15 protein-coding genes are annotated in these 18,182 nt (G+C 68.4%); 11 read left to right on the top strand and 4 right to left on the bottom strand.

Annotated features, from left to right (window positions below; all coding sequences use genetic code 11):
• Nucleotides 1-5: 5 nt before the first annotated feature.
• From AB4Z32_RS11890 to AB4Z32_RS11850, 9 genes are all read left to right on the top strand, one after another.
• Nucleotides 6-449, top strand: coding sequence for a DUF4124 domain-containing protein (locus AB4Z32_RS11890; RefSeq protein WP_442122052.1), 444 nt, complete (start codon nt 6-8; stop codon nt 447-449).
• A complete protein-coding gene (locus tag AB4Z32_RS11885) occupies nt 437-3,004 on the top strand; it encodes an FtsX-like permease family protein (protein WP_442122051.1) in 2,568 nt (855 codons plus the stop codon). The genes AB4Z32_RS11890 and AB4Z32_RS11885 overlap by 13 nt, the downstream gene beginning before the upstream one ends.
• Nucleotides 3,004-4,077, top strand: a complete 1,074-nt coding sequence (locus tag AB4Z32_RS11880; RefSeq protein ID WP_442122153.1) for a lipocalin-like domain-containing protein — start codon at nt 3,004-3,006, stop codon at nt 4,075-4,077. The genes AB4Z32_RS11885 and AB4Z32_RS11880 overlap by 1 nt, the downstream gene beginning before the upstream one ends.
• Nucleotides 4,078-4,106: 29 nt before the next feature.
• Nucleotides 4,107-5,921, top strand: coding sequence for an ABC transporter transmembrane domain-containing protein (locus tag AB4Z32_RS11875; protein ID WP_442122050.1), 1,815 nt, complete (start codon nt 4,107-4,109; stop codon nt 5,919-5,921).
• A gap of 98 nt (nt 5,922-6,019) precedes the next feature.
• Nucleotides 6,020-7,114 (top strand): threonine aldolase family protein, encoded by a 1,095-nt coding sequence (locus AB4Z32_RS11870; protein WP_442122049.1) that lies wholly within the window; start codon nt 6,020-6,022, stop codon nt 7,112-7,114.
• A gap of 38 nt (nt 7,115-7,152) precedes the next feature.
• The gene (gene thyA, locus AB4Z32_RS11865; protein WP_442122048.1) at nt 7,153-7,947 is read left to right on the top strand and encodes a thymidylate synthase; all 795 of its coding nucleotides are present in this window, start codon (nt 7,153-7,155) and stop codon (nt 7,945-7,947) included.
• 4 nt (nt 7,948-7,951) lie between these two features.
• Nucleotides 7,952-8,437, top strand: coding sequence for a dihydrofolate reductase (locus AB4Z32_RS11860; protein ID WP_442122047.1), 486 nt, complete (start codon nt 7,952-7,954; stop codon nt 8,435-8,437).
• A gap of 175 nt (nt 8,438-8,612) precedes the next feature.
• Nucleotides 8,613-10,868 (top strand): Orn/Lys/Arg decarboxylase N-terminal domain-containing protein, encoded by a 2,256-nt coding sequence (locus AB4Z32_RS11855; RefSeq protein WP_442122046.1) that lies wholly within the window; start codon nt 8,613-8,615, stop codon nt 10,866-10,868.
• 47 nt (nt 10,869-10,915) lie between these two features.
• Complete coding sequence (locus AB4Z32_RS11850) at nt 10,916-11,218, top strand: lysozyme inhibitor LprI family protein (RefSeq protein ID WP_442122045.1); 303 nt, start codon at nt 10,916-10,918, stop codon at nt 11,216-11,218.
• An 84-nt stretch (nt 11,219-11,302) separates the two neighbouring features.
• On the opposite strand, the gene dcd is transcribed toward AB4Z32_RS11850, so the two are convergent.
• From dcd to AB4Z32_RS11835, 3 genes are all read right to left on the bottom strand, one after another.
• Nucleotides 11,303-11,869: a dCTP deaminase gene (dcd, locus tag AB4Z32_RS11845; protein ID WP_442122044.1), complete on the bottom strand. Its 567-nt coding sequence runs from the start codon at nt 11,867-11,869 to the stop codon at nt 11,303-11,305.
• 38 nt (nt 11,870-11,907) lie between these two features.
• A complete protein-coding gene (locus AB4Z32_RS11840) occupies nt 11,908-12,735 on the bottom strand; it encodes an alpha/beta fold hydrolase (protein WP_442122043.1) in 828 nt (275 codons plus the stop codon).
• Between the two features lie 125 nt (nt 12,736-12,860).
• On the bottom strand, nt 12,861-13,421 hold the full coding sequence (locus AB4Z32_RS11835) for a Spy/CpxP family protein refolding chaperone (RefSeq protein ID WP_442122042.1): 561 nt from the start codon (nt 13,419-13,421) through the stop codon (nt 12,861-12,863).
• 136 nt (nt 13,422-13,557) lie between these two features.
• On the opposite strand from AB4Z32_RS11835, the gene AB4Z32_RS11830 reads away from it, so the two are divergent.
• A complete protein-coding gene (locus AB4Z32_RS11830) occupies nt 13,558-14,244 on the top strand; it encodes a response regulator transcription factor (protein ID WP_442122041.1) in 687 nt (228 codons plus the stop codon).
• Nucleotides 14,245-14,246: 2 nt separating this feature from the next.
• Nucleotides 14,247-15,773 (top strand): sensor histidine kinase, encoded by a 1,527-nt coding sequence (locus AB4Z32_RS11825; protein ID WP_442122040.1) that lies wholly within the window; start codon nt 14,247-14,249, stop codon nt 15,771-15,773.
• Nucleotide 15,774: 1 nt separating this feature from the next.
• Here AB4Z32_RS11825 and AB4Z32_RS11820 read toward each other — a convergent pair whose 3' ends face one another.
• A complete protein-coding gene (locus AB4Z32_RS11820; protein ID WP_442122039.1) occupies nt 15,775-18,168 on the bottom strand; it encodes a DNA internalization-related competence protein ComEC/Rec2 in 2,394 nt (797 codons plus the stop codon).
• Nucleotides 18,169-18,182 lie beyond the last annotated feature (14 nt).

Below are 18,182 nucleotides of genomic sequence, written 5' to 3'. Positions count from 1 at the left end.
CCTTCATGATGCGCGTTTTCCTCCTCTTCGCCGCCACCCTGCTGCCGGCCGCCGTCCAGGCCCAGGACGTGTACAAATGTACGCACGAGGGCAAGACCAGCTACGGCGACCAGCCCTGCGCGCAAGGCGCGTCGAAAGCCCTGCCGCCGGCGCCGGCCGGCATCTCGATCTCGGACCAGATCGGTCCGCAGGGCGGCGACGCCCGCACCCTGCTGGAACTGGAAAAGGCCCGCATCGCCCGCGAGAAGGCGGCGGAGAAGCAGGGCCGCGTCGAGGTCCGGCAAGCGCGTGCAGTCCAGGCCCAGCGCAAGAAATGCGAGAAGCTGCGCCTGCGCCACAAATGGGCGGAAGAAGACCTGGCCCATACCGCGCACGGGCCGAAGCATGAGGCGGCGCGCATCAAGCTGAGGCGCCAGGCCGAAACCCTGGCGGTGGAATGTCCGGCTTAGGGCTGCTATCGCGCTGGCTGCTGTTCGGCGAGTGGCGCGCGCATCCGATGCGCGCCCTGCTCGCCGTCGCCGCGATCGCGGTCGGCGTCGCCATGGGCTTCGCCATCCACCTGATCAATGCCGCCGCCTTCAACGAATTCTCGGCCGCCATCCAGAGCCTGGCAGGCCAGGCCGACCTGCAGGTGCGCGGGCGTGAAGCCCAGTTCGACGAAAGCATCTATCCGCGCCTGGCCACGCATGAAGGCGTGGCGCTGGCCTCGCCCGTGCTGGAACTCGATGCCGCATTGGCCGGCAGGCCGGGTTCGCTGAAGGTCGTCGGCCTCGACGCCCTGCGCGCCGGCTACGTCTCGCCCGACCTGGCCGGCGTGCCGCAAAAGGGCCGTGGCGCCGACGTGCTGGCCGACGACACCATCTTCCTTTCGCCCGCCGCCCAGAACTGGCTCGGCGCGCAGGCCGGCGCCACCCTGATGCTGCGCGCCGGCACCCGGAACGTGCCGCTGCGCGTGGCCGGCCCCATCCTGCGCGCCCGCAGCGGCCAGCGCCTGGGCGTGATGGACATCGGCGCCCTGCAGTGGCGCTTCCACCAGCTCGGCAAGCTGTCGCGCATCGACCTCAAGCTGCGCGACGGCGTCGACCGCGCCGCCTTCGAGCGCGGCCTGGCACGCGAGCTGGAACGCGATTTCCCGGGCCGCTTCACGGTGGCGGCGCCGAACGACGCCAACCAGGAGAGCCGCAACAATAATCTCAGCCGCGCCTACCGCGTCAACCTGACGGTGCTGGCCCTGGTGGCCCTGTTCACCGGCGCCTTCCTGGTGTTCTCGACCCAGGCCCTGTCGGTGCTGCGGCGGCGCAGCCAGTTCGCGCTGCTGCGGGTGCTGGGCCTGCCGCGCCGCCTCCTGCTGCGCCAGGTGCTGCTCGAAGGCGCCAGCCTCGGCGTGATAGGCGCCCTGCTCGGCATCGCCGCGGGTTACGGACTGGCGGCGGCCGCGCTGGCCTTCTTCGGCGGCGACCTCGGCGCCGGCTACTTCCCCGGCGTGAAGCCGACCGTCCACTTCACGCCGGTGGCGGCGAGCGTGTTCTTCCTGCTTGGCCTGGGCGTGGCCCTGCTGGGCTGCGCGGCGCCGGCCTGGGAAGCGGCGCGCGCCCGGCCCGCCGTCGCCCTCAAGTCCGGCAACGACGAGACCGCGTTGGCCCGCCTGGCGCGCATCTGGCCCTCGCTGCTCTGCCTCGGCGCGGCCGCGGCCTGCGCCTTCGCCCCGCCGGTGTTCGAGCTGCCGCTGTTCGGCTATTTTGCCGTGGCCCTGCTGCTGATCGGCGGGATCGGCCTGATGCCGCGCCTGGCGGCCAGCAGCTTCCGCTTTCTGAACCGCCTGCACATGCGGCGCGGCTCGGGCCATCCGGAACGCGCGCCTTCGCCGGTGCTGTCGCTGGCGCTGGCGCGGCTCGCCAATGCGCCGGGCCAGGCATCGATCGCCCTGGGCGGCGTGCTGGCCAGCTTCAGCCTGATGGTCGCGATGGGCATCATGGTGGCCAGCTTCCGCGTCTCGGTGGACGACTGGATGCTGCACATCCTGCCGGCCGACCTCTACGTGCGCACCGCCAGCGGCGGCAATACCGGCGGCCTCGGACCCGCCGAACAGGCGGCGATCGCCGCGCTGCCCGGCGTCGCGCAGGCAGCCTTCCTGCGCACCCGCCCGCTGTCGCTCGACCCGGCGCGGCCGAACATCACCCTGGTCGCGCGCGACATCGATGCCGCCGACCCGGGCCGCCTGCTGGCCCTGGTCGGCGCGAGCGCTCCGGCGCCGGCCGGCGAACTGCCGGCATGGGTGTCGGAAGCCATGAGCGACCTGTACGGCATGCATGCCGGCCAGCGGATCGAACTGCCGCTGGGCGGCCGCAAGCAAGTCTTCTTCATCGCCGGCGTCTGGCGCGACTATGCCAACCAGTCCGGTTCGGCAATCGTCAGGCTGGCGGACTACCGCCGCCTGACCGGCGACACCACCGTCACCGATGCCGCGCTGTGGGCCGCCGACGGCACGCAGCCGGAGTCCATCGCCGCGCGGCTGCGCGGCCTGCCCTTCGGCGCCAGCCTGCAGCTGGCCAGCCCCGGCGAGATCCGCGCCGCCAGCCTGCGCATCTTCGACCGCAGCTTCGCCGTCACCTATCTGCTGGAGGCGATCGCGATCGCCATCGGCCTGTCCGGGGTGGCCGCCACCTTCTCGGCCCAGACCCTGGCGCGCGCCCGCGAATTCGGCATGCTGCGCCACGTGGGCGTGTCGCGCGGCCAGGTGCTGCGCATCCTGGCGCTGGAAGGCGGCTCGCTGACCGTGCTGGGCGTGGCCACCGGCTTCGCCCTCGGCCTGCTCATCAGCCTGATCCTGGTCTATGTGGTGAACCCGCAATCCTTCCACTGGACCATGCAGCTGCACCTGCCCTGGTCCCTGCTCGGCAGCGTGGCCGCGGTGCTGGTGGCGGCCTCGGTCGCCACCGCGCTGGTGTCGGGCCGCTATGCGCTGTCCAGCGGGCCGGTGCGCGCCGTGCGGGAGGACTGGTGATGCGCCTGCTCCGCCTGCTGATCGCCATGCTGTCGCTGCTGGCCGGCGCCGCCCTTGCGGGCCCGCCGCAATTCGCGCCGGTGACGCCCGGCCGCGCCCTCGTGTTCCCGCAGGACTATGGCGCCCATCCCGGGCACCGCACCGAATGGTGGTACGTGACCGGCTGGCTGAACACGCCTGACGGCAAGCCGCTCGGCTTCCAGGTCACATTCTTTCGCAGCCGCACCGAACACGATCCGGATAATCCCAGCGCCTTCGCGCCGAAGCAGCTGGTGATCGGCCACGCCGCCCTCTCCGATCCGGCTGCCGGCCACCTGCTGCACGACCAGCGCAGCGCGCGCGAAGGCTTCGGCCTGGCATGGGCGAAAACCGGCGATACCGACGTCAAGCTCGAAGACTGGCGCATGCGGCGCGGGCCGGACGGCCGCTACCTGGTCTCGGTCCGCGGCAGCCAGCTGGCCTTCGAACTGCAGCTCACGCCGACCCAGCCGGTGCTGCTCGAAGGCGAGGCCGGTTTTTCGCGCAAGGGCCCGCAAGCCGGGCACGCCAGTTATTATTACAGCGAGCCCCACCTGGCGGTGTCGGGCACGGTGACCAGCAGGGGCAAGCCGGTATCGGTCAAGGGCACGGCCTGGCTCGACCACGAATGGTCCAGCCAGGTGCTGGACACGAATGCGGCCGGCTGGGACTGGACCGGGATCAATCTGGATGACGGCGGCGCCCTGATGGCCTTCCAGATCCGCGCCAGGGATGGCGCCAAGCTGTGGGCCCACGCCACCCTGCGCGATGGCGCCGGCCGCCTGAGCCAGTTCGGCCCGGACCAGGTCGGCTTTGCGCCGCGGACGCGCTGGAAATCGCCGCGCACCGGCGCCACCTACCCGGTGGCGACCACGATCACGACCGGCGCGCTGCGCTGGCTGCTGAAGCCGCTGCAGCCGGACCAGGAACTCGACTCGCGCCGCTCGACCGGCGCCGTGTACTGGGAAGGCGCGGTGACGGTGGAGCGCGACGGCCGCCAGCTGGGCCGCGGCTACCTCGAGCTGACCGGCTACCTCGACCCAATGAAACTTTGAAGCACTCCGCCAACAAGAAGCCAAGAGACATGAGTAAAAGCACTACCAGTTCCAACGATGCCGTCAGCCGCAAGGGCACCTTTGCCGCCCTCGCCGGCCTCTTCCCCTTCCTGCGCCCCTACCGCCGCCAGTTCGTGCTGGCCGGGATCGCCCTGCTGGTCGCCGCCGGCGCCACCCTGGCCATCCCCTACGCCTTCAAGCAGATGATCGACCACGGCTTCGGCGCCGCGGCCGGTGGCAAGAGCATCGCCAACGTCAACGCCACCTTCCTCGCCCTGTTCGGGGTGGCGGCGGTGCTGGGGGTGGCGACCGCCGCCCGCTTCTACATGGTGTCCTGGCTGGGCGAGCGCGTGACGGCCGATATCCGCAGCGCCGTCTACTCCCACGTAGTCCGGCAAAGCCCGGAATTCTTCGAAACCACCCGCACAGGCGAAGTGCTGTCGAGGCTCACCACCGACACCACCCTGATCCAGGCCGTGGTCGGCACCAGCATCTCGCTGGCGCTGCGCAACAGCCTGCTGTTCGTGGGCGGACTGGCCATGCTGTTCGTGACCAGCGCCAAGCTCACCTCCATCATCCTCGGCCTGCTGGTGCTGGTGGTGGTGCCGATCGTGCTGTTCGGCCGCCGCGTGCGCAAGCTGTCGCGCGACTCCCAGGACCGCATCGCCGACGCCTCGGCGCTGGCCGGCGAGATCCTCAACGCCATGCCCACCGTACAGTCCTTCACCGGCGAGCGGCGCGAAGCCCAGCGTTTCGGCGCTTCCGTCGAGCACGCCTTCCACACCGCGATGCGGCGTATTCGCGCGCGCTCCATCCTCACCATGCTGGCCATCGTACTGGTGTTCGGTGCCATCGTCTTCGTGTTGTGGCTGGGCGCCCACGCGGTGCTGGAAGGCTCGATGACGGGCGGCGACCTCGGCCAGTTCATCCTGTATGCCTCGATCGTCTCCGGCGCCGTGGGCGCCCTGTCCGAAGTGATGGGCGAAGCCCAGCGCGCGGCCGGCGCCGCCGAGCGCCTGCTGGAACTGCTGGCCCTGCGCTCCAGCATCGAGAGCCCGCTGCAGCCGAAGCCGCTGCCGGCGCGCCAGGCCGCCGGCAGCTCGCTGCAGCTGGCCGGCGTCGGCTTCTCCTATCCCTCGCGTCCCGACCACGCAGCGCTATCCCACCTCGACCTGAACATCAAGCCGGGCGAGACGGTCGCCATCGTCGGTCCCTCCGGCGCCGGCAAGACCACCCTGTTCCAGCTGCTGCTGCGCTTCTACGATCCGCAGTCGGGCGCGATCCTGCTGGACGGCGTCGACATCCGCGACCTCGACCTGCACGTGCTGCGCAACGCGATCGGCATCGTACCCCAGGACACGGTGATCTTCTCGGCCGACGCGATGGAAAACATCCGCTATGGCCGGCCGGAGGCCAGCGACGCCGAAGTGATCGCGGCGGCGAAGATGGCGGCCGCCCACGAATTCATCGAACGCCTGCCCGAGGGCTACGGCTCCTACCTGGGCGAGCGCGGCGTGCGCCTGTCCGGCGGCCAGCGCCAGCGCATCGCGATCGCGCGGGCGTTGCTCAAGAATCCGCCGCTGCTGCTGCTGGACGAAGCCACCAGCGCCCTCGACGCCGAATCCGAGCGCCTGGTGCAGAGCGCCCTGGAAGCGGCGATGGTCGGCCGCACCACCCTCATCATCGCCCACCGCCTGGCCACCGTGCAGCGCGCCGACCGCATCATCGTGATGGAGGACGGCCGCATCGTCGAGACCGGCACCCACGCCTCGCTGGTGGCGCTGGGCGGCATCTATGCGAACCTGGCGGCGCTGCAGTTCCATCATGTGCAGGTAGTCCACTGAGCACCCGAGCGCTCCCGGCGCCCGGGGCCGCCCTTTCCGGTCCCGGCAGTTCGGTGTAGAGTGGCGCGGTTGACCAGACCGATCCACTGGAGCCCCCCTTGAGCGATACCGAACTGCTTGCACGCTGCACCACCGTCCTCCCCGGCCACCGCGCCCGCCGCCCGGCCGAGATGTTCTCCGCCATGGCCGCCTGGTGCGAAGCCAAGGGCATCCAGCACGACGTCTACGGCGAAGGCGCGGTGGTCCAGGACTTCGAACGCAAGGTCGCCGAACTGCTCGGCTTCGAAGCGGCCGTCTTCTGCATTTCCGGCACCATGACCCAGGTGACCGCCCTGCGCCTGGCCGCGATGGACCGTGGCATGGCGCCGGTGGCCCTGCACCCGACTTCGCACATCTTCGTGCACGAGCAGTCGAACTACCAGCTTCTGAACCACTTCGCCGCGCTGTCGGTCGGCGAGCGCCACCGTCCCTGGACCGCGGCCGATATCACCGGCATTCCGGAACGGCTGTCCGCCGTCGGCCTCGAGATCCCGATGCGCGAGATCGGCGGCCAGCTCTCCAGCTGGGACGAACTGCAGGCGATCAAGGCGCACTGCCGCGCGAAGGGCATCCACCTGCACATGGACGGCGCGCGCCTCTGGGAAGCGGCGGCCGGTTATGCCCGTCCGCTGGCCGAGATCGCAGCCGGCTTCGATTCGGTCTACGTCTCGCTGTACAAGGGTATCGGCGGCGTCGGTGGTGCGATGCTGCTGGGGACGCGCGAATTCGTGGCCCGTGCCGCCAAATGGTTCGCGCGCCAGGGCGGCAAGCTGGTGCACCAGAGCCCCTACGTGGTGGCGGCGGCAATGCAGTTCGATGCGCGCCTGGCCAGCATGCCGGCGCTGTTCGAGCGCACCCGCTTCGTGTACGAGGTACTGGCCGAGCATCCGGTCCTGAAGCTCAATCCGGCGGCGCCCCAGGCCAATATGCTGCACGTGCACCTGCCGGTCGGCCGCGAGCGCGCGCTCGAGATCCGCCGCAAACTGGCGGCCGAGCACGGGCTGTGGATCTTCCACCGCATCAGCCACGGCGTGCTGCCCGACACCTCCTACTTCGAACTCTACGTGGGCGACAATCTCCTCGAAGCGCCCGACGGACGTGTGCGTGAGGCGGCGGCGCTGCTGGCGGCCGAGGTGCAGGCGGCGATCGGTTAAAATGCCGGATCATCAACCCGCTTTACACCGAAACCCCGATGCGCCAATACACAGACCTCATGCGCCATGTCCGCGACCATGGCACGGTCAAGCTGGATCGCACCGGTACCGGCACGCGTTCCGTGTTCGGCTACCAGATGCGATTCAACCTCCAGGACGGCTTCCCGCTGGTGACGACCAAGAAGGTGCACCTGAAGTCGATCATCCATGAACTCATCTGGTTCCTGAACGGTTCGACCAATATCGCCTACCTGAAGGAGAACGGCGTCTCGATCTGGGACGAGTGGGCCGACGAGAACGGCAACCTGGGCCCGATCTACGGCTACCAGTGGCGCAGCTGGCCGGCGCCGGACGGTTCGCACATCGACCAGGTCAGCCAGGTGCTGGACCAGATCAGGAACAATCCGGATTCGCGCCGCATGATCGTCTCCGCCTGGAACGTCGCCGACGTACCGCAGATGAAGCTGCCGCCCTGCCACGCCTTTTTCCAGTTCTACGTGGCCGAAGGCAAGCTGTCCTGCCAGCTCTACCAGCGCAGCGCCGACATCTTCCTCGGCGTACCCTTCAATATCGCTTCCTACGCCCTGCTGACCCACATGATGGCCCAGCAGGCCGGCCTGGAAGTGGGCGACTTCATCTGGACCGGCGGCGACTGCCACCTGTACGCGAACCACATGGAACAGGTCGAGCTGCAGCTGTCTCGCGAAGAACGCCCGCTGCCGAAGCTGGTCATCCGCCGCAAGCCGGAGTCGCTGTTCGACTACAAGTTCGACGACTTCGAGGTGGTCGGCTACGATCCGCATCCCGCGATCAAGGCCCCGGTGGCGGTGTAATCCCATGGCTAAGCAAATCACTCTCGTGGTCGCGATGGACGGCCAGCGCGGCATCGGCGTCGACAACCAGCTGCCCTGGCACCTGCCCGAGGACCTGGCCCACTTCAAGCGGGTCACCCTCGGCCATCCCATCATCATGGGCCGCAAGACCTTCGACTCGATCGGCCGCCCGCTGCCCAAGCGCCGCAACATCGTCGTCACCCGCAACGCGGACTGGTGCTACGCCGGCGTCGAGGTGGCGGGGTCGCTGCAGGAGGCGGTCGCCCTCGCCGGCGATGAACCCGCCAGCATCATCGGCGGCGCCCAGATCTTCCATGAATCGATGGGCCTCGCCGACCGCATGATCATCACGCACATCGACGGCGTCTACCGCTGCGACACCTTCTTCCCCGAGATCGACCCGGCAACCTGGATCGAGACCGCGCGCGAGGAGCATCGCTCGGCCGATGGGGTGGCGTTTGCCTTCGTCACTTACGAGCGCAGGAAGTAGGCTCGGCCACAAGAGTGCGCCACGATCGGACCAGTCTGGTTAACCTAGCAAAAATTTTTGCACGGGACCGGAAGTTTTCTGCGAAAATCCGCTTCTCAATTTTTTACGGTGCCGTGCCCGGCCATCTCTACATTCCTGGAGATGGGGTGCACGGCGCTTCGCTTTGGAGCTGTCCATGAAATTTCGATTCCCTATCGTCATCATTGACGAGGACTTCCGTTCCGAGAACACTTCGGGCCTCGGCATTCGCGCGCTGGCCGCCGCGATGGAAAAAGAAGGCATGGAAGTGCTGGGCCTGACGAGCTATGGCGACCTGTCCCAGTTCGCCCAGCAGCAGTCGCGCGCCTCGGCCTTCGTGCTGTCGATCGACGACGAGGAATTCGGCGGCGGGACGCTCGAAGAGACCAATTTCGCCCTTAGCGCGCTGCGCGCCTTCGTGCAGGAGATCCGCCACAAGAACTCGGACATCCCGATCTACATCTACGGCGAGACCCGCACCAGCCGCCACATCCCGAACGACATCCTGAAGGAGCTGCACGGCTTCATCCACATGTTCGAGGACACGCCGGAGTTCGTGGCGCGCCACATCATCCGCGAAGCGAAAGCCTACCTGGACAGCCTGGCGCCGCCCTTCTTCCGCGCCCTGGTCAACTACGCCAACGACGGCTCCTATTCCTGGCACTGCCCCGGCCACTCCGGCGGCGTCGCCTTCCTGAAATCGCCGATCGGCCAGATGTTCCACCAGTTCTTCGGCGAGAACATGCTGCGCGCCGACGTCTGCAACGCAGTCGAGGAACTCGGCCAGCTGCTGGACCACACCGGCCCAGTGGCCAAGTCCGAGCGCAACGCCGCCCGCATCTACAACGCCGATCACTGCTACTTCGTCACCAACGGCACCTCGACCTCGAACAAGATGGTCTGGCACTCGACCGTGGCGCCGGGCGACATCGTCGTGGTCGACCGTAACTGCCACAAGTCGATCCTGCACTCGATCATCATGTGCGGCGCGATCCCGGTCTTCCTGATGCCGACCCGGAACAACCTCGGCATCATCGGCCCGATCCCACTGGAAGAGTTCTCGCCGGAGTCGATCCGCAGGAAGATCGAAGCGAACCCCTTCGCCCGCGAAGCCAAGAACAAGAAGCCGCGCATCCTGACCATCACCCAGTCTACCTACGACGGCGTGGTCTATAACGTCGAGACCCTGCGCGAACTGCTGGACGGCAAGATCGACACCCTGCACTTCGACGAAGCCTGGATCCCGCACGCGACCTTCCACGACTTCTACAAGAACATGCACGCGATCGGCCGCGACCGCCCGCGCGCCAAGGAGTCGATGATCTTCTCGACCCAGTCGACCCACAAGCTGCTGGCCGGCCTCTCGCAGGCCTCGCAGGTGCTGGTGCGCGAGTCGGAAACCGTCAAGCTGGACCAGGACGCCTTCAACGAGGCCTACCTGATGCACACCTCGACCTCGCCGCAATACTCGATCATCGCGTCCTGCGACGTCGCCGCCGCGATGATGGAAGCGCCGGGCGGCACCGCCCTGGTCGAAGAGTCGATCTACGAATCGCTGGACTTCCGCCGCGCCATGCAGAAGGTCGACGAAGAGATCGGCGACGACTGGTGGTTCAAGGTCTGGGGCCCGCAGGTCACCAGCGAGGAAGGCATCGGCACCCAGGCCGACTGGATGATCCATGCCGAGGACACCTGGCACGGCTTCGGCAAGCTGGCCGAAGGCTTCAACATGCTGGACCCGATCAAGGCCACCGTGGTGACCCCGGGCCTGGCACTGGACGGATCCTTCGACGACTCCGGCATCCCGGCCTCGATCGTGACCAAGTACCTGGCCGAGCACGGCGTGATCATCGAGAAGTGCGGCCTGTACTCCTTCTTCATCCTGTTCACGATCGGCATCACCAAGGGCCGCTGGAACACCCTGGTCACCGCCCTGCAGCAGTTCAAGGACGACTACGACCGCAACCAGCCGATGTGGCGCATCATGCCGGAGTTCACGGCGGCCAACCCGCGCTACGAATCCTGGGGCCTGCGCGACCTCTGCCAGCAAATCCACGACTTCTACAAGTCGCGCGACGTGGCCCGCCTGACCACCGAGATGTATTTGTCGGACATGATCCCGGCGATGAAGCCGTCGGACGCCTTCGCCAAGATGGCCCACCGCGAGATCGAGCGCGTGGCGATCGAAGACCTGGAAGGCCGCATCACGGCGATCCTGCTGACGCCTTACCCGCCGGGCATCCCGCTGCTGATCCCGGGCGAGCGCTTCAACAAGACCATCGTCGACTACCTGCGTTTTGCGCGTGATTTCAATGAGCGCTTCCCGGGCTTCGAGACCGATGTGCACGGCCTGGTCAAGCGTGAGGTGGATGGCAAGCTGGGGTATTTCGTCGACTGCGTGAGGCAGGACTGATTCACGGCCGCGTCATTCGCAAGCCCGGAGCGATCCGGGCTTTTTTTATGAGCACTCGCGAAATCAACGAATGCGCGGCCATCGAGCAGAAAGCGGTCGAAGCGAAGCTCAACCAGGCGTACCAGCGGACGCTCAAGGCGCTCGACGACGAGGGCAATGAAAGCATCGAGACGAAGAAGAAGCTGATCGTGGCGCAGCGCGCCTGGGTCAAATTCCGCGAGGCCGATTGCGATGCCGTCTACCAGCGCAATGCCGGCGGCACCATCCGCACCGTCATGTATATCGGCTGCATGCAGACCCACGCCAAGGAGCGCATCAAGGCGCTTGAGGATTTTTCGCCGGCTTACTGAAGCCAAGGGCTCGCAAACGAAAAAAGGGGCCGCAGCCCCTTTTGAACATGATACAGCCTGGCGCACCAGGCATCGAAAACCGTATCAGGTCTTCGGCAAGGTCACGCCATGCTGGCCCTGGTACTTGCCGCCACGGTCCTTGTACGAAGTCTCGCAGACTTCGTCGCTTTCGAAGAACAGCACCTGGGCGCAGCCCTCGCCAGCGTAGATCTTGGCCGGCAGCGGCGTGGTGTTCGAGAACTCCAGGGTCACATAGCCTTCCCACTCCGGCTCGAAGGGCGTCACGTTGACGATGATGCCGCAGCGCGCATAGGTCGACTTGCCGAGGCAGACCGTCAGCACATTGCGCGGGATGCGGAAGTACTCGATGGTGCGGGCGAGCGCGAAGGAGTTCGGCGGGATGATGCAGACGTCGCTTTTCACGTCCACGAAGGAGTTCGAATCGAAGTTCTTCGGATCGACGATGGTGCTGTTGATGTTCGTGAACACCTTGAATTCGTCGGCGCAGCGGATGTCGTAGCCGTACGACGAGGTACCCCAGGAGATGATCTTGCGGCCTTCGTTTTCCCTGACCTGCTTGGCCGAGAAAGGCTCGATCATGCCGTGTTCTTCCGCCATCCGGCGGATCCATTTGTCGCTTTTGATGCTCATCGCAGGGCTTTCCGGTGAATGAATAGTAACCCGCGATTCTACGCGAAAGCCTTGCGGCGGTCATCTGTCGCAAGCTCGGGCAAAAGACGTCCTATCATCTCGCGGGTCAGCTGCGCGGTGAGCTGGGGCGACTCCATCGGATACAGGTGGGAGCCCTCGATCGTGACCAGATTCTCGCCCACCAGCCTGCGGGTCGAGGCCATGCCGGCCTGGCGCAGTTCTTCCGAACGGGTGCCGGCCACGAAGCCGATCGGCAGCGGGTAGGGCTTGCGCAGCACCTCGCCCATGTCGTGCGGCAGGCTGCTGTAGATGGCCGCCTCGACGTCGCGGTCGAAGCGCAGCTGCACGCCTTGCGGATGCGGGGCCAGGCCGTGGTCGAGATAGTCGTCCAGCGCGCCCGGCGCCCAGGCCTGGAATATCGGTTTCGAGATGAAGTGTTCGTAGGCGGCCGCGCGCGAAGGCCAGACATTGCGGCGCCGTTCGGCGATGCCGCCCGGGGACAGCTTGCGTCCCAGGCCCAGCGCTTTCGCGATCCGCCAGACGTGGGCGCGCCAGCCCGCCACCACCGGCGAATCCAGCATCACCACGCAGCGCGCGAGATCCGGCCGGCGCCAGGCGGCCAGCATGCCGACCGCGCCGCCGAGCGAGTGCCCGACCAGGATCGCCGGTTCGTCATGGCGTTCGAGCTGGGCGATCAGCTCGTCGATCAGCGCATGCCAGTTGTCGTCCACCGGATAGCGCGGATCGTGGCCGAGCATGTCGGTGGTGTGGACGTCGAAATCGCGGCCCAACTCCCCGAGCAGGCGTCCGTAGGAGCCCGCCGGATAGCTGTTCCCGTGCGTGAAATGCAGCAGAGGCTTGTTCATGCCGCCCATTGTAAGGGCATTGCAGCGCACGGGTTGCCGGCGCGCTTTCCGTTTAGAGGGAAACGCCTACAGCCGGCAGCACCAGGTGCAGCACACCGCATCGCCGTCGGCGCCTCCCTTCCCGATCAGGGACGCTCTTGCGGCGGCTGCGGGCGGCGCTTGCGCATCTGCTCGCGCTGTTCGGGCGTCAGCACGGCCAGCACCTGGGCGTGGACGCGGGCCTGCAGCAGCGCCTCGGCGGCGATCGCCTGGCCGAGCTCGCGCGAGGCGGCACTGGCCCTGGCTTCGTCGAACTGGGCGGCGTCGCCGAGGGCGCGCAGGGCTTCGTGGGCGCGCCGCACCGCCTTTTCCTGCTGGCGGTGCTGCGGCGCGGCGGCATGCCGGATCGCGAACAGTTTGTCCTGCTGGGCTTCGGTCAGGTGCAGGCCGCCGTGATGGCCGAATCCGGGACCGCCCTCGTGGCCGAAGCCCGGACCGCCACTGTGCTCGCCGCCGTGGCCGAAACCGGGACCGCCAGGGCCACGGCCTTCCGCTTCGGGACCAGGACCAGGACCGCGGCCTTCGCGGCCCTGGGCGGCGTCCTGGCCGCCGTCAGCCGGAGGGGCTTCCAGCTGGCCGGCGGCGAAGGTGGTGGCACAGCAGGCCGCGAGCAGTGCGGCGGCGATGATTTTGCGCGTCGGATTCATGTCGTGCATCCTTGAGTGGTTGGGATGCCGCATTGTCGTGTGCGCCTCTGTTAAGTGGTGTTAGGCCGGTGTAAAACGAGGTAAAGAGAATCCATGGCCGGCTGCCCCATTTCCCGCCATTTGCTAAGATGCGAACATGACTCAAGTGCTGTTAATCGACGACGATACCGAACTGGTCGGGATGTTCACCGAATACCTGGAGCAGGAAGGCTTCCGGGTGGCCTGTGCCCACGACGGCGAAGCCGGGGCGCGCGAAGCGCTCAGCGGCCATTACGCCATCGTCATCCTCGACGTGATGATGCCTCGCATGAACGGCATCGAGACCCTGCGCCGCATCCGCGCCGCCAGCCGCATCCCCGTGCTGATGCTGACCGGCCGCGGCGACGACGCCGACCGCATCCTCGGCCTCGAACTGGGCGCCGACGACTACGTGACCAAGCCCTGTACCCCGCGCGAGATGACTGCCCGCGTGCGCGCCATCCTGCGCCGCACCCAGGGCACCGGCACCGAGGGAACCGGCATCACGCTGTCGGTCGGCAAGCTGACCATGCTGCCCGAACAGCGCCGCGCCACCTGGGACGGCGTACCGCTGGAACTGACCAGCACCGAATTCAACCTGCTCGAAGTCCTGGCCCGCAACGCCGGCCGCCCGGTCAGCAAGAACGACCTGTCCGAACAGGGCCTGGGCCGTCCGCTGGCCCGCTTCGACCGCAACATCGACGTCCACCTGAGCAGCCTGCGCCACAAGCTGGGCACGCTGGCGGACGGCCGCTCCTGCCTGCAGACCGTCTACCGTCTCGGCTACCAGCTGATCCGCGAATAACGATGGGCCGGCTGTTCTGGAAGTTCTTCCTGTCGATCCTGCTCGCCCAGGTGGCGGCCACGATCGGCATCGGCGGCACCGTGTGGCTGCGCGACCAGGCCCGGCATCGCAACACCGAACCGACGCTGGACGTCGGCCCGCCCGCCGCCATCATGCTCGACGCGGCCACTGCCACCCTGAGACACGGCGGCATCGACGGCCTGCGCGAACTGGCCGCCAGCAACCGCCGCGTGCGCCTGTATGTGCTCGACGAGCAGGGCCACGAACTGCTCGGGCGCTCGGTGCCGGTCAAGCTGCGCGAGCAGGTCGAACGCGACCTCGAAGCCGGCCCGCAGTCCCTCCATGCCGTCGCACGCCTGACCGCCCCGGACGGCCGGCGCTACCTGGCATTTGCTTCGCGCGTCCCGGGCCCCTATCCGGGCGCCGGCGGCGAGATGCCGAAGCCCGGGTTTGCCGGCGGCGCGGGCGCCGGGGCCGGTGCCGGCGTGGGCGCCCTGCCCGGCCCCCGGATCGCCTCGCGCGACGCCGGCGGCTATGGCTCGGGCCGCGGCACCGGTCCCGGGCTCGGTCCCGGCCTCGGTCCCGGTCCACGCGGCCCCGGCGGCGGATTCGGCCTGCCGCCCGAGTTCGGACGCCACGTCGGCCGCTGGCTGCCGATCGTCGCCGCGACTCTGGCCAGCTTCCTGTTCGCAGCCCTCCTCGCCTGGTATTTCTCGCGCCCGATCCGCGCCCTGCGCGGCGCCTTCGAATCCGCCGCCGCCGGCGATCTCGCGCCCAAGTTCGCCGAGACCAGGATGGCGGTCGGCGGCGACGAGCTGGCCGAACTGGGCCAGGACTTCGACCGCATGAGCGCCCAGCTGCGCGCCCTGATGGACGGCCAGCGCCGCCTGCTGCACGACGTCTCCCACGAACTGCGCTCGCCGCTGGCGCGCCTGCAGGCGGCGATCGGCCTGGCCCACCAGCAGCCGGAAAAGATCCAGGCTTCGCTCGACCGCATCGAACGCGAAAGCGTGCGCATGGACCGCCTGGTGGGCGAGCTGCTGACCCTGTCGCGCCTGGACGCGACCAGCAAGCCGCCGGCGATGGAACAGGTCGACCTGGTCGAGATGGTCGACCAGATCGCGGACGATGCGCGCTTCGAAGCCGGCGCCCGCATCGACGTCGACGCACCGGTCCCGGTGACGGTGCGCGGCGCGCCCGACCTCCTGTGGAGCGCGGTCGAGAACATCGTGCGCAACGCCGTCAAGCATGGCGGCGCGGACGGCGCGGTCGACGTCGCCCTGCACCCCGAGGACGGTTCGGTGCACATCGAAGTCCTGGACCGCGGACCCGGCATCGCCGAGGAAGACATGGGCAAGATCTTCGATCCCTTCTTTCGTTCGAATCCGACACAGAACAACGTCGACGGCCACGGCCTGGGCCTGGCGATCGCCAAGCGCGTGGTCGAGACCCATGGCGGGCGGATCACGGCGGCGAACCGCGCCGGTGGCGGCTTGCGGGTGACGATTACCTTGCCGCGCGAGGCCTGATCTAGCGCGGCCCGGCGTACCAGTAGCGGGCGTGCCGGCGGCGGTAGTCCTCGTAGCCGACCGCGTCGCCGAACTCCAGGGTGACGGCGCCCTGCTCGTCGGTCCGCAGGCGCTCGATGCCGAGCTGGCCGTAGCGTTCGAAGACCTCGTTCTTGGGATGTTTGTAGCGGTTGCGCCAGCCTACCTGGAACACGCCCACGCTCGGCTGCACGGCCGCGAGGAAGGGCGCCGTCGACGAGGTGCCGCTGCCGTGGTGCGGCGCCAGCAGCACATCGGCACGCAGGCCCGCTGCGTTTGCCGAGACCAACGCCGCTTCCTGGGCCGCCTCGATGTCGCCGGCCAGCAGGATCGCCGTGCGCCCGTTCGAGATTCTGACGGTGCAGCTGCGCGCATTCGCCTTCGGCTTCGGGTCCGCGTAGATCGGCGCCGGCGGATGCAGCATCTCGAAGCGGACGCCGTCCCACTCCCACTGCTGGCCCGCCGTGCAGCGCAGGTGGCGCCGCGCTGCGCGCACGATGGCATGGCCATCCTCCAGCGACGAGGCAACCCAGCCGACCCGCTGTTCGCCCAGCACCGCCAGCGCGCCGCCGGTGTGATCGAGGTCGCCGTGACTCACGACCATGCCGTCGAGCACGCCGATGCCACGCATGCGCAGATAAGGCAGCAGCACGCGGCTGCCGGCGTCCAGGCCGGGCGCGTAGCCGGGACCGGTGTCGTACAGCAGGCGGTGGCCGGACGTCTCGACCAGCAGCGCCATGCCCTGGCCGACGTCGAAGGCGATAACCCGGAAGCGCCCAGGCTCAGGATGCTCGGGCATCTGCAGCAGCAGCGGCAGCCAGGCCGCGGCGCCGGCCCAGCGGTGCGGCCAGCCGCGCGGCATCAGCATCCACAGCGTGCCGCCGAGGGCCAGCAGGAACACCCAGGGCTGGGGCGACGGTGCGCGCCAGACCGCCGCCGGCAACGCGGACAGATGGCCGAGCGCAGCAGCCAGCCCCTCGACCGCCGCATGTGCCGCCACCAGCAGCCAGCCGGACAAGGGCGCGGGCAGCAGGCTGCCCAGCAGCGCCAGCGGCGTCACGATAAAACTCACCAGCGGGATCGCCACCGCATTCGCCAGCGGGCTGGCCAGCGACACCTGGCCGAACAGCAGCATGGTCAGCGGCACCAGTCCCAAGGTCACCGACCACTGGGTGCGGGCGGCCAGCGCCATCTTGTTGCGCAACCCGGTCTCATGCGGCGCAATCCTGCCGTGGCCACCGAACAGGATCACCGCCACCGCCCCGAAGGACAGCCAGAACCCCGGCCACAGCACGGCCCAGGGATCGAGCAGCACGACCACGCCGAGTGCCGCGCACAGCACGTGGGTGACGCTGGACTGCCTGCCCATCCACAGCGCCAGCGCCACCACCGTCAGCATGTAGAGCGTGCGCTGGGCCGGCACGCCGAAGCCGGCCAGCAGCACGTACAACAGCGCGACCAGCGCCCCGCTCAAGGCGGCGACCTTTTGCGCCGGCAGCCGCAAGGGCAGCTGGGCGCCGGTGAAGAAGGATCGCCGCCACAGGCTCGAGACCGCCAGCGCCGCCAGCCCGGCAATCATCGTGATGTGCAGGCCCGAGATGGAAATCAGGTGGCCGATGCCGGTGCGGTTGAAGACCTGCCAGTCCGACTGGTCGATGCCGCGCTGGTCGCCGATCACCAGCGCGACGATCACGCCTGCGTACTGCCGCCCCTCGAGCGCGCGCAGGATGCGTTCGCGCAGCAGGGCGCGGCTGCGCTCGACCACGGTGCCGAAGCGCGGCACGAAGGCGTCCAGGCGGACATTGGCGTCGTCGGCGCGCACATAGCCGGTGGCGCGCACGCCCTGCTCCAGCAGCCAGGCTTCGTAATCGAAACCGCCGGGATTGGCATTGCCGTGGGGCCGCTGCAGGCGGACTGTCAGGCGCCAGCGCTCGCCGGGCATCAGCGTTGCGGGCAGTTTCGCTTCGCCGCGACGGTCGGCGTACCAGGAGAGTGCGATCCTCGGCGGGACGGTGCCACCCGGGGTTTCCGTGCGTTCGACCTGGAGATTGAAGCGCAGGCCTTGTTCGAAGCGATATGGGAGGCTGTCGACGATGCCGACGATGGTGAGATCGCGGCCTTCGTCATCAGCGGACAGTCGGGGAGCCAGGGCGTGGTAGGCCACCAGCGCGGCCCAGGCGTAGCCGAGCACCGCGCCAGCGATGGCGGCGGCGCAGGCCTTGCCCGCATCCTTGCTGAAGCTTCCGGGGCGCTTCGCCAGCGCGATCAGTGCGACGACGCCGGCGCCGCAGGTGATCAGCACGCCGATGGATGGGAGCCCGGCGGAGGACTGCAGTACCAGCACGCCGGTTGTGAACCCCAGGATGGCGCTGCGCATCGTGGATATCGTGG

This window comes from Massilia sp. 2TAF26 (assembly GCF_052115005.1).
GTDB lineage: Bacteria > Pseudomonadota > Gammaproteobacteria > Burkholderiales > Burkholderiaceae_D > Telluria.
The sequence above is the reverse complement of the archived record's forward strand: the minus strand, read 5'-3'. Positions and strand labels throughout refer to the sequence as shown.

Bases quoted from the DNA above. Each gene is read 5' to 3' on its own strand.
- AB4Z32_RS11890 (WP_442122052.1), top strand. From the start codon at position 6: ATGATGCGCGTTTTCCTCCTCTTCGCCGCCACCCTGCTGCCGGCCGCC.
- AB4Z32_RS11885 (WP_442122051.1), top strand. From the start codon at position 437: ATGTCCGGCTTAGGGCTGCTATCGCGCTGGCTGCTGTTCGGCGAGTGG.
- AB4Z32_RS11880 (WP_442122153.1), top strand. From the start codon at position 3,004: ATGCGCCTGCTCCGCCTGCTGATCGCCATGCTGTCGCTGCTGGCCGGC.
- AB4Z32_RS11875 (WP_442122050.1), top strand. From the start codon at position 4,107: ATGAGTAAAAGCACTACCAGTTCCAACGATGCCGTCAGCCGCAAGGGC.
- thyA (WP_442122048.1), top strand. From the start codon at position 7,153: ATGCGCCAATACACAGACCTCATGCGCCATGTCCGCGACCATGGCACG.
- AB4Z32_RS11860 (WP_442122047.1), top strand. From the start codon at position 7,952: ATGGCTAAGCAAATCACTCTCGTGGTCGCGATGGACGGCCAGCGCGGC.
- AB4Z32_RS11855 (WP_442122046.1), top strand. From the start codon at position 8,613: ATGAAATTTCGATTCCCTATCGTCATCATTGACGAGGACTTCCGTTCC.
- AB4Z32_RS11850 (WP_442122045.1), top strand. From the start codon at position 10,916: ATGAGCACTCGCGAAATCAACGAATGCGCGGCCATCGAGCAGAAAGCG.
- dcd (WP_442122044.1), bottom strand. From the start codon at position 11,869: ATGAGCATCAAAAGCGACAAATGGATCCGCCGGATGGCGGAAGAACAC.
- AB4Z32_RS11840 (WP_442122043.1), bottom strand. From the start codon at position 12,735: ATGAACAAGCCTCTGCTGCATTTCACGCACGGGAACAGCTATCCGGCG.
- AB4Z32_RS11835 (WP_442122042.1), bottom strand. From the start codon at position 13,421: ATGAATCCGACGCGCAAAATCATCGCCGCCGCACTGCTCGCGGCCTGC.
- AB4Z32_RS11830 (WP_442122041.1), top strand. From the start codon at position 13,558: ATGACTCAAGTGCTGTTAATCGACGACGATACCGAACTGGTCGGGATG.
- AB4Z32_RS11825 (WP_442122040.1), top strand. From the start codon at position 14,247: ATGGGCCGGCTGTTCTGGAAGTTCTTCCTGTCGATCCTGCTCGCCCAG.
- AB4Z32_RS11820 (WP_442122039.1), bottom strand. From the start codon at position 18,168: ATGCGCAGCGCCATCCTGGGGTTCACAACCGGCGTGCTGGTACTGCAG.